The organism is Pseudomonas gingeri (genome assembly GCF_013386165.1).
Lineage (GTDB): Bacteria > Pseudomonadota > Gammaproteobacteria > Pseudomonadales > Pseudomonadaceae > Aquipseudomonas > Aquipseudomonas gingeri_C.
The window spans coordinates 272,745-286,800 of record NZ_JACAOS010000015.1; the positions used below are offsets into that span (position 1 = coordinate 272,745).

General features: G+C 60.7%; 11 protein-coding genes and 1 tRNA gene. 7 read left to right on the forward strand and 5 right to left on the reverse strand.

Annotation, left to right across the window (positions count from 1 at the left end; all coding sequences use genetic code 11):
• Positions 1-45: 45 nt before the first annotated feature.
• Positions 46-2,595: an ATP-binding protein gene (locus HX866_RS13885; protein WP_256344924.1), complete on the reverse strand. Its 2,550-nt coding sequence runs from the start codon at positions 2,593-2,595 to the stop codon at positions 46-48.
• A 300-nt stretch (positions 2,596-2,895) separates the two neighbouring features.
• Between HX866_RS13885 and HX866_RS13890 the strand changes: the two genes are divergently transcribed.
• The 5 genes from HX866_RS13890 to HX866_RS13910 all read left to right on the forward strand — a co-directional run bounded on the left by HX866_RS13890 (position 2,896) and on the right by HX866_RS13910 (position 7,976).
• Positions 2,896-3,444: a hypothetical protein gene (locus tag HX866_RS13890; protein ID WP_177092319.1), complete on the forward strand. Its 549-nt coding sequence runs from the start codon at positions 2,896-2,898 to the stop codon at positions 3,442-3,444.
• A 67-nt stretch (positions 3,445-3,511) separates the two neighbouring features.
• The gene (locus tag HX866_RS13895) at positions 3,512-4,093 is read left to right on the forward strand and encodes a hypothetical protein (RefSeq protein ID WP_177140001.1); all 582 of its coding nucleotides are present in this window, start codon (positions 3,512-3,514) and stop codon (positions 4,091-4,093) included.
• 37 nt (positions 4,094-4,130) lie between these two features.
• Positions 4,131-4,472 (forward strand): hypothetical protein, encoded by a 342-nt coding sequence (locus tag HX866_RS13900; protein ID WP_177092321.1) that lies wholly within the window; start codon positions 4,131-4,133, stop codon positions 4,470-4,472.
• Between the two features lie 122 nt (positions 4,473-4,594).
• Positions 4,595-7,387 carry a hypothetical protein gene (locus tag HX866_RS13905; protein WP_177140002.1) on the forward strand — a complete coding sequence of 931 codons (2,793 nt, stop codon included), beginning with the start codon at positions 4,595-4,597 and terminating at the stop codon, positions 7,385-7,387.
• Positions 7,374-7,976: a phage tail protein gene (locus tag HX866_RS13910; protein WP_177124502.1), complete on the forward strand. Its 603-nt coding sequence runs from the start codon at positions 7,374-7,376 to the stop codon at positions 7,974-7,976. The genes HX866_RS13905 and HX866_RS13910 overlap by 14 nt, the downstream gene beginning before the upstream one ends.
• Positions 7,977-8,032: 56 nt before the next feature.
• On the opposite strand, the gene ptrR is transcribed toward HX866_RS13910, so the two are convergent.
• Positions 8,033-8,911, reverse strand: coding sequence for a putrescine utilization regulator PtrR (ptrR, locus tag HX866_RS13915; RefSeq protein ID WP_177140003.1), 879 nt, complete (start codon positions 8,909-8,911; stop codon positions 8,033-8,035).
• A 100-nt stretch (positions 8,912-9,011) separates the two neighbouring features.
• Between ptrR and HX866_RS13920 the strand changes: the two genes are divergently transcribed.
• On the forward strand, positions 9,012-10,403 hold the full coding sequence (locus HX866_RS13920) for an aldehyde dehydrogenase family protein (protein ID WP_177140004.1): 1,392 nt from the start codon (positions 9,012-9,014) through the stop codon (positions 10,401-10,403).
• 103 nt (positions 10,404-10,506) lie between these two features.
• Here HX866_RS13920 and HX866_RS13925 read toward each other — a convergent pair.
• A tRNA-Asn gene (locus HX866_RS13925) sits at positions 10,507-10,582 on the reverse strand.
• Positions 10,583-11,025: 443 nt separating this feature from the next.
• Here HX866_RS13925 and HX866_RS13930 point away from each other — a divergent pair.
• A complete protein-coding gene (locus HX866_RS13930; protein ID WP_177092326.1) occupies positions 11,026-12,381 on the forward strand; it encodes a hypothetical protein in 1,356 nt (451 codons plus the stop codon).
• A 46-nt stretch (positions 12,382-12,427) separates the two neighbouring features.
• Here HX866_RS13930 and HX866_RS13935 read toward each other — a convergent pair whose 3' ends face one another.
• Both HX866_RS13935 and HX866_RS13940 read right to left on the reverse strand, forming a co-directional pair.
• A complete protein-coding gene (locus tag HX866_RS13935) occupies positions 12,428-13,735 on the reverse strand; it encodes an MFS transporter (RefSeq protein ID WP_177100405.1) in 1,308 nt (435 codons plus the stop codon).
• Positions 13,736-13,762: 27 nt separating this feature from the next.
• Positions 13,763-14,044: a metal-sensing transcriptional repressor gene (locus HX866_RS13940; protein ID WP_103498967.1), complete on the reverse strand. Its 282-nt coding sequence runs from the start codon at positions 14,042-14,044 to the stop codon at positions 13,763-13,765.
• Between the last annotated feature and the right edge of the window lie 12 nt (positions 14,045-14,056).

Consider the following 14,056-nt stretch of genomic DNA (forward strand, 5'->3'; position numbering starts at 1 on the left):
CCTGATGTCAAAACAGCGGGCAGTACAGCCGTGCGCCACAAACACTCAACCCTCCAGATCGGAGACTGTCGGGACATCCAGCCCAACGGTTTGCCTGGACAGTGCCAGGGTGCAGAACATCTCACGGTCCATACGGGCACCTTCGGTCATCAGCCGGGCAATGAAGGATTTATCCAGGCGCTCGTAAATCTTGTGTGAAATACGCACGCGGATCCTGGTCATATTGAAATCACGGGCACCCGCAGGATCATAGGCGAGTTTGGCATACCCCATCAGCCGCGCAGCGACGGCAATACGGCTTTCCAATGTCGCCAACCAGACAAAAAGGTCGGTATACAAACCGAACCACTCCCAGCCAAGACTTCTGGACTCGCAGACAAAATCAGCCAGTACCTTGCGCGCTTCGCGCATTTTTTCCAATGAGAGCAACGCCATGGCCATTGTGGCCAAGGCATGTGGCAACACAATATTTCGATAGGTGCCGCGATGGGCACACAACGCTTGACTGCGCTGCAAGGCACACTCGTACTCGCCCTTGGCCAGATTGAGTTTGGCCTGGCCATTGAGAGCCAACCGTTCAGTGCTCTCCAGCCCCGCTGACAGTGCCAGCAGTTGCAATGACTCCAGGGCAAAAGAGGCGTCTTCGGGTTGCTCGCAACGTTGATACAGAATGACTTCAGCCAGTAGCCGCTCGGCACGTAAACGTGGGGGCCAGTCGGCACACTCGATCTCGATGATTTCCTCGAGTATGCAACGCGCTTCGCACGAGGGTAGGACAGCGCTGTCCATGGCACGACACAAGGCCAGGAAAACCCCACATTGATCGCCGAGCGAGCGATAGAACACCAGTGCGCGCGAGGAAAAACCAGCCGAACGCGTCGTGCTGCTGCCTGTGTGCAGCCGACTGAACTCCAGCCAATACCTGGCAAGCAAGGTTTCCAGATCGAAAGGTGAGATCTCCAGCACCAGGGTCTGCATCAATGCCATGGCGACAGACTCAAACGAAAGAAAACGCTGACGGCCTTCACTGACCAGACCCTGCTGAAAGAACAACGGGCCGGATACACCCAACAATTTCAAGGCCAATTCCGGCTGATGGTCCTGGCTCCAATCCAATGCCGCTCGAACGTTGTCAGTGTCCGCTGCGTACTCCTCCAACCAGGACTTATCCGCTGCACGCCAGTAAGCCTCATAAGCCCGAATCATCAATTCGGTAACGCTCAAGGCATGCCGATGGCGCAGAAACCCGGTTTCTCCCGCCCGATCCAACCTGGCCATAGCGTACTCGCAAACATACTCACACAGTTGGTAACGCCGGACCGGACCATCCTGCACCTCGACCAACGAACGATCCACCAAAGCATCCAGGGCATTGATCGCCGCCCACTTATCCAGCGTTATTTCAGCGCATACAGCTGTCGCCAGCTCCAGGGTGAAGCCCCCCACAAATACCGCGCAGCGGCGCAACAAGGTCTGCTCTACGGGGGAAAGCAGGCTGTAGCTCCACTCCAATCCGGCCCCGAGTGTCTGCTGACGGCCGCCGTTACCGCCGCGCCGAAGACCGTTGAGCATTTCAAGTCGCTCACCCAGCCGGGAAGCCACGCCCCGCACCCCGAGCAAGGGCAGCCTGGCGGCGGCCAGCTTGATCGGCAAGGCCATGCCATTGAGTTGTCGACACACGGAAATCACCGCCGCCACATTCTGTGGAGTCACTCTAAAGGTGCGGTCGAGCGCCTGGGCCTGATCGGCAAACAACATCACAGCCGCATATTGCATGGCCTCGTCGGCCGACATATCGATGCCGGGTACCGGCAGGCCGCCAAGGCGAAAGACCCGCTCACTTTCAACTCTGAGCGCTGCCTGGCTGGTAATGAGCAGCCGAATCCGCGGCGCCTTCTCACCAATGAGCCAGGCGAGCCGGGCGATAGCCTCCAGGAGATGCTCGGCGCCATCAAGGATCAACACGATATCCAGGGACGCCAGTGCCAAGAGCAATTCAGCCAATGGCTCGCTCGTGGGGATCGGCAGCATCAAGGCACACGCGACCGCCAGCACCAACTGTTCGGGATCGGTGATGGCGGACAATTCAACCCAAATGGCCGGTTTTAACCGATGGGCCGCCGTGAGCGCAAATGCACTCTTGCCTATCCCCGCAGCCCCGACGATGGACACCAACGGGTAGGCCTGAACAAGCTCAAGTAGCTCGACAAGCTCCTGGTCTCGCCCTATGAGTTTACGCGGCGCGGCGGGCAGGCTCGTCGAAAGCCCAGGAACGGCCTCGGCAGGCGGGAGCGAGCGCTCCTCCAGCGCCATCGCAAAGCGGTAGCCCTGGCCGGTCACCGTGACCACGGCTTGCATCCCCAGCACCTTGCGCAACGTCGAAACCTGCACCTGCAGGTTGTTTTCCTCGACAAACAGGTTCGGCCACACCAACTCGAGCAGTTCACTCTTGCTGACCATGCGCTCGCGCCGTTCAATCAAGGCCAGCAATACATCAAAAGCGCGAGCCCCCAAGGCTACGGGGCGGCTATCGACATACAACCTCCGCTCTGCCGGGCGAACTTCAAATCGTCCAAATCGGTAGTCGCGCTTCATCTTCTTCCCTGTGAACAGCTTGCCCGTCCCTCTACGTCCTGCTCAATCCTAGCGAGCACGGGTATTCAGAATATTTCAGCCAGGCTTCAGAGTGCTTAAGGACTGAAGAGCCCTTTGGGCCTGAAAGTCACTTCCGTCAACCGGGCCAACCTCCAGAGAATCTCTCCCGAGCCAGTGGCCATGCTGACGCAGTGAAATTGCCAACCCAGCTTTCAAATCTGTTGGAACTGGAAACCGACACTTTGCACAGGCCACCAGAGCCCATTCGGGCCAAGGCCAAACCGTACCCAGGAGCTGTTCATGACTATTACTTTGCTCAACCTGACCCAATTCGATGCTCAGTACGTTGTCAAAAAGGGCCAACAAATCATTTCAAACCTGCCGGCCATTCAACCGAACGCCAAGCAGACCGTTCCGGTGGCCGACACCTACCAAGTCACTGCCACCACCCTGATCGAAGGCAACACCTACACCTCCGCGCCGCTGAATGTCTCAGGCAGCATGGGTTTCCTGGCGCAAGTTCTGCAGGTCAAGTCCCAGGGCACTTATGAGTTCGATGTCGTTGAATTTCCAAGCAGCGCCTCCGATCAATTGAGCTTCCAGAAAACCTGCATCAACCCGGTAACCTTCACCATTCTCAAGGATGGCAAGGCGCTGCAAAACATCGTGGTGAACGACAGCGGCCAGAACAAGACCCTGGACATCAGCAACACCTTCTACATCTACGCCGTCATCAACGGCGTCACCACCGAAACGCTGGTGACTTCCAGTCCCGCAGCCACCATCACCGCCGTCACCAACGGCTCGATGCTTGAGCGCGACTACTACTCGCTGACGATCGCCGGCTAAGCAGCCACCAGAGGCGGCCATAATGGCACACTGCCATTTTGGTTGCCTCGCTGCCAGGATAATTCCCGTGACTCTAAACGCTCGGACGTCCGCTCTCAGGGCTCTCAATCGTAGCCTTTGCGCCGTGCACCTCAGGTTCTACCAGGAGAGTTGTCTGATCTGGGATTCCTGGCTCGGTGCCGGCGCTGGTCTCTCGATTCCCGATCCCAGGGACTGTGATATCGATATCCGCGCTTACTTCACTGACGAAAACACCTGTGTCACCCATATGGCTCCCGCCCGCCCCCCGGCGAAATCGGGGCGCCTGGTCGCCAAGATGCAAGCCAGGGCGAACACCTATCAGTTCAGTCTCGACAACGAAGCCGCCAGCACCGCCGAAGGCATCGAGTTGTATAACCAGTGCTCGGGCAGTGTGAGGTTTGAAGCACGGTTTCTGCGCAGTCCTTTCATCCGCACGTTCGAACTGCAGGGCGCACACACCGGCCTGTTGACGGCGACGGGCATGGAAGTCACGGCACTGGTCAATGGCATCACGACTGAGCGCGTGTCGATCAACCAGTGGTCTAGCGACCTCCTGATCGATACCCGAGCTCACCATGGCAACGCCACCCCCACAATCAACCTGATAGTACGCGGGCCTCTGCGCTGATGCCCGATGCTCACTCCTCCTGACAGGAACGAAGAGAATGACCGATTCGACAAAACTGACGCTCACCGCCGATGTCACGGACGCTCAGGTGACCTACCTGATCGCGGACAGTGCGGATCAACTGACCATGCTGACCTTGCCTCCCGGCGGTCAGGCGACACACCCTACCGATCCGGGCAGCAGCGGATGGCGAGCCTATGCCACCGTGACGTCCAACAAAACCAAGATCAGTGTTCTGACGCCCCAGTTGCTCCCCACCTCGGCCGATGCAACGCTTTTATGTTCGATCCCCACCGGCGAATCCACGTACAAACTGACACAGGTCAGCAACGTCGACGACAGCAAGACCCCGGACGTCGGGCCGCCGCAAAACAGCTGAGCCCAAAGGACTGCCCACAGCGGCCAGCGGTCCCACGCGCTGCGCCAAACGCTTTCTCCAGGCCTTCGGTCAGGGCGAAGGCCGGCTCAAACCGCTGTTCATGACTTATGCAGGAGCACACCATGAGCAACACCGAAACTGTGGGCATGCCACACCAACATGACCATTGGAAAGTCGTCGCGCGCGGCGGCATCGAGCTGGACATTTCCTGGCTCGTTGGCGAAGACAAGACCTGCGTCACAGGCGAGATCCTCTATTGCAATATCAATGAACCCCACCCCTTCCAGCTAGGTACCCAGGCTCACCCGGCACACGCCGTGGAAATAAAGGTGGGCAATATAGAGGTCACGCTGACGTTGCAGATCGAGCACAGGGAAGCTCAACTGACCTGCAACCTGCCCCTCTCCCATGACAAGTTTCTCAACACCGTCATTGGCCACTGGTCATTGGGCCACCTGCCCCCCGAAGACATCGACGAGGGCGGACAACCCTTCAGCGAAACACCTTTTCAGGCCATGGACCTGCCGCCCTTCATCTGGCTGCACCCGTTCACACCTGCCGAACGCACGGATATCCGCCTGCGCTTCATTCGCCTCAAATCCCCCAAGGATCTGCCGCTCTACACAACCTTGAGCCAGTGCACCAGCGCCGCCGAAAAACAGGCTGCTGCCCAGGCCTTCAGTGGCTTCGTCGCCGATATTTCGAGCTTGCCGCCCCCGATCAATCACTTCCCGGCACTGCGCCTGGAATTGCTTGCCAGTCTCTCGGGCGAGCTGTCATTGCCGGCTGTCTGGAAGCAGACCGAAAGCCTGCTGGGTCAGGAAGTGGATCATTTCCTTGCCAGCGAACAGTGGACCAGCAGCCAGGCCAGCGTCTGGCAAAGCCTGTTTGTCCTGAGCCTGACGGGTACCGGTAAACAGAGCGTCCTGGCCGCACAACTCATCGATATATTGCGTGTCGGGCATTTCCTGAGCCGCCTGGAGCACTGCGACCCGGCACTCGAAACGCCCAGGGGCCGGGCATTGGTATTGTCGGCAATCCCTGCGTTGCCCGACGCCGTCACGACCACTGACCTGGCCCTCATGCCACAGGCGGCCGACAACACCTGGCGGGTGCTCGGCCCGGCGACGCTGAAGCGCGCGCACCAGTGCCTGCTTGGCTATCGGCCCGGGGAACTGGCCGATATCGTCAACGTCATGCCTCACGAACGCCAGGAACGTCAGGAACAGTTGCGCAACTATCGTGAAGAACACGACAGCGACAATACCGAACGGCAGAGCGCCCGTGACGAAAGTCGCCAGACCTCCGCCAGCAGCGACCTCACCAATGCCCTTCAGGAAGTCATGGCCAGCGACGGCATTGCACGCAACCTGAGCAACGTCTCACCGACCTATGAAAACCTCAATGAGTACATCAGCGGTTCATGGACAGGTGCCAATGCCGGCGCGTCCTGGGCGGAACAGGATCGCTCGCAGTTGATCCGGCAACTCACCGAAAAGGCCGCCCGACATATCGGCGACCGGGTGAGCCGGCAACGGGGCCAGGTCTGGCAACAGGTCTGCGAGCGGCGCCAAAGCAGCCTGATCGACAACGCTGGCAGCCAGCGCCTGGTGGGCATCTTTCACTGGGTGGACAAGTTGATGCAGGTGCGGCTGGTCGATATCGGCCGGCGCCTGGTACTGGAGTTCAAGCTGAAGAACCCCGCCCAACCCTGGCTCGAGCAGGTGCAGCAATCATCCTCCCCGCCGCTGAGTGAACCCCAGTCCCTGGCCGACTCAACACCTGCGATCACCAGCTACAGCGATGTCCTGCCGAGCAACTATCAGGCGCTTGGCGCACAGTACGGAATCAGCGACCTGGCACCACCGCCCGCGGATACACGCCGGGTGATCGCCAGTGTCGACCAGATGCTGGTGGGCGACTTGAGCGTGCTGACCGTTCCCAAGGGTTATCAGGCCGTTGATGGACAGATGACCCTGGCACTTATGGACAACCAGCACAATCTGACCTGCGCGGTGGCCGGCCAGGTCGAAACCCTCTCTGCCACTCCAAGCCCCCCGGCGGCTTTGACGGTTGTCGCGCCAGCGACCAGCAGCGCCACCAGCGTGGGTAATGTGCTGATCACCCCACTGACCGCGCCGCTCTCACAGGTCACTAGCCTGGCCTTGAAAAATGTCACGGGCCTCACCGGTCCGATTTCCCTGACGGCCATGTCGGCAGCCGCGGTATGGGGAGTGACGATCGAGGTGAACTGCAAACGTGGCACCGCAGGCGGCGACCCGTTGCTGGTGGACTGGCAACTGCGCACCTACGAACGTCTGCAGCAGGCCTGGCAACAGGCGCTTGCAGACTATCAATCGGCACTGGCCCGGCAGGTAGAGCGCGACAGTGCCGGGCATACCACTGAAATCCAACGTACGGTTCTGATGCAGGGGTGCCTGCTGTTGCTGGCGCCAGCTCCGTCCACTCAGGCCGCGTACCTGACGACACAATTGAACTGGGCAGAGATGAGTTGGCGCTATGAGACACCGGTCAACGCTGCCCCGCCGCCAAGCTACCCCGTCATTACCGTCCAGGCCCGCGAACGGTTGTTCGAGCGTTTCTTGCAAGCCAGTGTTGCCATTGCATTCGTGCCCGTCGAACCCGGACATGAAGCCAGCCTGTTGTTCGCCTTGCAATTCCCACAGCCTTGGATCGGCGATCCACACGACACGCCAGCCACCGAAGGCACGCTTGCGTTGCTGGAAGAACAACTGGGGCCACGTCCCGACCATGCCGAACACAGCCGGCAACCGCAACACTGGACAGTACGGCTGCCAACCTCGATGTTATATTTGCAACAAGACGCGCAATTACCCGCACGGCTGACCGCCCCTCAAGGAGCAGCACAGATGATCGCCCATGGACATGAATGATTTTTTCCCGGTGGGGGCCGTCGTCCCCTATGCGGGTCCGCTGGCCAGCACCGATGCGGGCGATGGCGTAAACCTGAATCAGATCAGAACCAATCTTGCCCGTGCAGGCTGGTTGTTTTGTGATGGAACTTCGTTATCGCGCCAGGACTATCCCGAGTTGTTTGGTGTGATCGGGTCGGGGTTCGGCTACGCAGACGCCGAGCACTTCAACCTGCCAGACCTGCGCGGTCGCTTTATCCGAGGCGTCAGCGCCGACAGCTCGACGGATCCCGATAGCGCCGGGCGCAAGGCGTCGGATCATAACGGCAGTAATGGAACCGGGGCGGTCGGAAATCATGTCGGCTCCCTGCAACTCGATGCGTTTCAAGGGCACGAACACCATTACACCGACATGGTGTCGGCGCAGGTGACGCTGGCACCTGGAGAGGGACCGCTCGCCTATATTCCCGATCCGCTGCCCAAACCCACCGTCGACATTATCGAAGACACCAATCCGGATGACCACCCACCGCGCAGTTCAACAGAAACGCGGCCTATCAACCTGTACCTCAATTACATCATTCGTTTTCGGTATCGGGTTGCACACTAAAACCGAATAACTCCGGCCCCACGCGCACACGACGTCGGGTCGATGCCACAGGCGTCTCAGGGCTTTTCGCAAACCACACCCTGCTCCTCGAGCAGACGCACGAACATGCTCAAGCTTTGCGACACCGTGCCCCGGCGCCACACCAGCCAGGTTCGCAAATAACGCATGGACTCGATCAACGGCCAGACACTCACGGTGCTGCAGCCCGGCATGCTTTCCAGCATGCTGCGGGGCATCAACGCCAGGCCGGCCCCGGCGCTCACGCAGGCGAGCATGCCGTGATAGGACTCCATCTCGTGGATCTTGCCGGGTACCGCGTTATCCCTGGTAAACCAGCTTTCAAAATGGTGCCGGTAGGAACAGTTGGCACGAAAGGCATAGATGCTCTCGCCGTTGACCTCTTGCGCACGCTGGACGGGCGCATGCTGCAACGGCGCGATCAGCACCATCTCCTCTTCAAAGGCCGGCACCCCTTCCAACGCCGGGTGCAGCACCGGTCCGTCGACAAACGCCGCCGCCAGGCGACCGGACAGCACGCCATCGATCATGGTCCCGGACGGGCCGGTGGACAGGTCCAGGTCAACCTTGGCATAGCGCTGGTTATAGGCCGCCAGCAGTTGCGGAATACGCACCGCCGCCGTGCTCTCCAGCGAGCCCAGGGCAAAGGCGCCTTGCGGTTCCTCACCGGCCACGGTGGCCCGCGCTTCGCCAACCAGGTCGAGAATGCGCCGGGCATAGTCGAGAAAACTCCAACCCGCCGGTGACAGCCGCAGGCGACTCTTCTCGCGGATAAACAGATCCACCCCCAGATCCTGCTCCAACTGCTTGATCCGCGTGGTCAGGTTCGACGGCACCCGATGGATGTGCTGGGCGGCCGCGCTGATACTGCCGTGCTCGGCAACGGCTTTGAAAATCTCCAACTGGACCAGATCCAAGTCATTCTCCAATCGTGAACGATATGCTCACCATTATTCAGTTTTCAGAACACCAACACCACCGTAATCTGAGGCCATACCCACCCAGCAGGACGGTGTCATGTCTTCGATCTCCAGCCTCACCCATGCCCTGTCGATCAACCCCGCCAACGGCGAGCAGATCGGCCACTACCCTTTCGAATCCGAGTCGGCCCTGGATGCCGCCCTGTCCCGGGCCGCAGCCGGGTTCTCGCTCTGGCGGCGTACGCCAGTGGAACAACGCTCCCAGGCACTGATCGCCCTGGCCCGGGCGCTGCGTGACAACGCCACAAAAATGGCCGAGATGATCACCCTGGAGATGGGCAAGCCTATCGCCCAGGCCCGCGGCGAAATTGAAAAATGTGCCCAGCTCTGTGTGTGGTACGCCGAAAACGGCCCGGCCATGCTCAGTGCCGAAGCGACCCAGGTGGAAGGCGGCAAGGCGCGCATAGAATATCGCCCGCTGGGGTCGATCCTCGCCGTGATGCCGTGGAACTTTCCCATCTGGCAAGTGCTGCGCGGCGCCGTACCGACGCTGCTGGCCGGTAACACCTTTGTGCTCAAGCATGCGCCCAACGTCATGGGCAGCGCCTACCTGCTGTTGGATGCCTTCAAGCGCGCCGGCTTTCCCGAGGGCGTCTTCGAAGTCATCAATGTCACGCCCGACGGCGTCTCCCGGGCCATTGCCGACCCGCGCATCGCGGCGGTCACCCTCACCGGCAGCGTGCGCGCCGGCATGGCCATCGGTGCGCAGGCCGGTGCGGCCTTGAAGAAGTGCGTGCTGGAACTGGGCGGCTCGGACCCGTTTATCGTGCTCAATGACGCCGACCTCGACGAAGCGGTCAAGGCCGCCGTGATCGGCCGCTACCAGAACACCGGGCAAGTCTGCGCAGCCGCCAAGCGCCTGATTATCGAACAAGGCGTCGTCCAGGCCTTCACTGAAAAGTTCGTCGAAGCCACCCGCCGCCTGGTTATCGGCGACCCGCTGGCCAGCGACACCTATATCGGTCCCATGGCTCGCTTCGATCTGCGTGACGAACTGGATCAACAGGTCCAGGACACCCTGGCGCAGGGCGCGACATTACTGCTCGGTGGCGGCAAAGCCGAAGGACCGGGCAACTTCTACGCGCCCACGGTCTTGGCCGATGTCACCGACCAGATGACCTCGTTCAAACAGGAACTGTTCGGCCCGGTGGCCTCCATCATCACCGCGCGGGATGCCGAGCATGCACTGGCGCTGGCCAATGACAGCGAGTTCGGGCTCACGGCAACCGTCTACACCGCCGATCTGGAACTGGCCCGCCAGTTCGCCGACGAGCTGGAAACCGGCGGCGTGTTCATCAACGGCTATAGCGCCAGCGACCCACGGGTCAGCTTCGGCGGCGTGAAGAAAAGCGGTTTTGGCCGCGAACTGTCGCACTTCGGGGTACGCGAGTTCTGCAATGCCCAGACGGTGTGGTCGGATCGCCGCTGAGGTGATCCCTCGGCCCGGGAGCCTGACACTCCCGGGCCTGCCCCAGGACCCCTTTCTTACAGGCAAAAAAAAGCCCGCATCGCTGCAGGCTTTTTCTTCTATCTGGCTCCACAACCTGGACTCGAACCAGGGACCCAGTGATTAACAGTCACTTGCTCTACCAACTGAGCTATTGCGGAATGGCGTGTATGTTACTGATATAAAAAGAGAAGTCAAGCCCTTCCCGAACAGCCGAGACACCGGCCAAAGCGACCGCTGGCTCACACATTCGCCCGCCCCTGGAAATTGATGTGAAAAGGATGGCACTTTTCTGAAAGTCGCCTAAACCTGATAACAAGGAAGAACGGCATACGATCGACAGGAGTCGAAAGACAACATCCCTCGCACCTCCTGTGAACAATCCGTTTCCTCTCTTTATCCATCATTCCGGGCACACCGGCGGATTGAACGCGTTCGTTCGTCCGGCGCGACCGAGGAGGTGCACCAGCCAATACCCCGTTCACCCGTGAAGCCGGTCCCGGTTATCGAACCCAAACCCGGACCTAAAAAATAAAGGAAGACCTGCATTGACGGGCATCTGCTCGAACTCTGCCAGGCGTTTTCCCCCTCAAGGAGATCATCGATGAACCAGCCCCAAGCAAAGCTCGCAGCATTGGCCATGACGGCCGCCTTGTTCAGCGTCACCGCCCAGGCCGGAACCTACCCCGACTATGGCTACGCCCCACCAGACACCTATAAAGGCCCCACCTTCCTGCTCAGCCAGAGTTATCCCACCCTGCAACCCAAAGGCACGCCACCGGCCTTCTTCAAGAAACTGCCGGCCAAGCCGGACAACAATTTCGAAACCTGGCGCACCTACATGAACGAGGCGAAAAACTATTGCCTGGAAGGCAACGTCGAGGCCGATTGGTACGTGCAGAACAACAAGGTCCGGCAGTGGTATCACATGCCGTGGCAGCACTACGGTCCGCTGGGGCGTGAAGGCATTCATGGCCTGACCAAGGAAGCGCAGATCCAGACCAAACAACTGGCGCCTGAGCAAGTCGCCACCGGCCAGACCTACGCGGTGGGCATCTACAACGACATCGGCGCCTATACCATCGGCCAGGTCTGGAAAGATCCGAACAATCCCGACCCGAGCTACACCTCGCAGCCCAACAGCTTCCCCAACGGCACCGTGGTGTGCAAGGCGCTGTTTGCCGACATCGATCTCAAGAGCGTGCCGTTCCTGGTCAACCCGGTCTTGTGGAAAGCCTATGTCACCGAGACCTTCAAGTCCGCCAACCGCCAGGTGAAGGACGTCGCGCTGATCCAGATGGACATCGCCGTGCGTGATACCCGCATGAGCGACACCGGCTGGATCTTCGGCACCTTCCAGTACAACGGCGCCAAGACCGGCAAAGCCGGTTGGGACAACCTGGTACCGGTGGGGATCATGTGGGGCAACGACCCAAAAATCACCAGCAATGAGTACACCAACCCGCAACCGACAGTCACCAAGATCAACCCGGCACTGCAACAAAGCGCCATCAATGCCAACACCAAGGAGTTGCCGCCGACCCACCTGGGCTGGAACGGTCGTCTCGTAGGACCAGTGGACAACCCCAACAGCTCCTGCGAGAGCTGTCACATGACCGCCGAAGCGCCGCAGGTGGCGATCATGAACCCGCTGTTCCAGAAAAACCCTCCGCCAGTGGGTTCGCCTGACTGGATGAAGTGGTTCCAGAACATCCCGGCCGGCCACCCGTTCACCCCGGGCAGCAAGAGCACGGATTACAGCCTGCAGATGTCGGGTGGGCTGGTGAACTTCTATCTTTGGAAATGTGACATGAGCGGCATCTACGCGCACGGCCCGAACGCCTGTGGAAAAGGCGCCGATATGAAGCTGAAACTGAAGATGATGACGCCGGGCAATGCGGCGCCACAGCCGCTACAGAAAGTGATCCGCGACCCGAGCCTCGAACAACTGCTGGAGTAACCCGCGACAACCTCCGGGCACTCGTTGCCCGGAGGCCCGGCCAGTGTCACACCGGCCAGCGACGATGCTGGTCGTCAATAATATAGGCGTGCTCGTGGGTCTTGCCGCCGATACCGTGCAGGTGCGGGTGATCCGTCGGCAGGTCGGCATGGCTATGCCTGAGCGACACCTGCTCGTGGGCCGGACGCCAGATCAGCAGGCAGACCATGACCGCCACGGCGGCGAGCATGCCCAGCACCGCGAACGAGGTTGCCAGGCCGGCCTGCGCGCCCAACCAGCCGGCGAGCGGATAGGTGATCAACCAGCAGGCATGGGACAACGCAAACTGCGCCGCGAACAAGGCCGGACGATCCTCGGCGTGGGACGAACGGCGCAATAACCGGCCACCGGGGGTCTGCGCCAGGGAATAGCCGATCCCGAGCAGGAACCACAACGGCAACAGCGCACTGTAGGAAACCAGGGTTGTGCCCAAGCCCAGGCCGATCACCAGCACCCCGGCCCCCAACAGCATCACCGTGCGGTCCGCCACCTGGTTCAATAGCCGAGGCAAGGCCAGCGCGGTCAGCATCGACCCCGCACCAAAGGCCGCCAAGGCGAAGGCGGTAAAACGCTGCGGCAGGGAAAAATGCGCCTGCACCAACACCACGGTATTGACGATCACCATGGCACTGGCGGCGGCGACCGCCAGGTTCAAGGCCAACAACCCACGCAGGCGCGGCGTCGCCAGGAACAATCGCACGCCACGGGTGGTGCGCTCATAAATGCTGCGCCGCGGGCCTTTCCTGGCCTTGGGCAGCACGACCGAGCCGACCAGCAGGGCCGAGGCGAAAAAACCCAGCGCGGTGCCGCCGAACAAACCATGGAAGCTGATCACCCCCAGCAGCACGGCGGCGAGCATCGGGCTGACCAGGCTTTCCAGATCGTACGCCAACCGCGCCAGCGACAGCGCACGGGTGTATTGCGCCTCGTCGGGAAGAATATCGGGAATGGTCGCCTGGAAAGTCGGGGTAAAAGCCGCCGAGGCCGATTGCAGCACGAAGATCAGTACATAGATCTGCCAGATTTCGCTGACAAAGGGCAAGGACAGCGCCACCAGGGCGCGAACCAGATCCAGGCTCACCAGCATCGCCCGTCGCGGCAGGCGCTCGGCGAACGCCGCAGCCACGGGGGCGACGCCGATATAGGCGCTCATCTTGATCGCCAGGGCGGTGCCCAGCACGGCCCCGGCCTGCGCGCCGGCCAGGTCGTAGGCCAGCAGGCCGAGGGCAACCGTGGCCAACCCGGTCCCCACCAGTGCGATGATCTGGGCCAGGAACAGATGCCGATAGGTGGTGTTCTTCAGGGTATCCAACATGACGAGACTCCTACGTGCCGGGGCCGTCTACAGGTACTTGGTGATCTGCTTGAACGCTTCCAGCGGCGCCCGCTCGGCGGCGGTCATCGCACCGACGGTGTCCTCGAGACAATGGTCGATATGGTCCTGGATCAGCGTGCGCTTGGCCTGGCACACCGCTTTTTCCACTGCATGGAGTTGTTGGGCCACGTCCACGCAGGGCCGCCCCGTTTCGATCATGCCGATGATGCTGCGCAGATGCCCTTCGGCCCGCTTGAGGCGCTTGATGATCGCTTCGTGTGTCTGGTGCACGTGCAAGGACTCACTCATGACGTCGGTTCC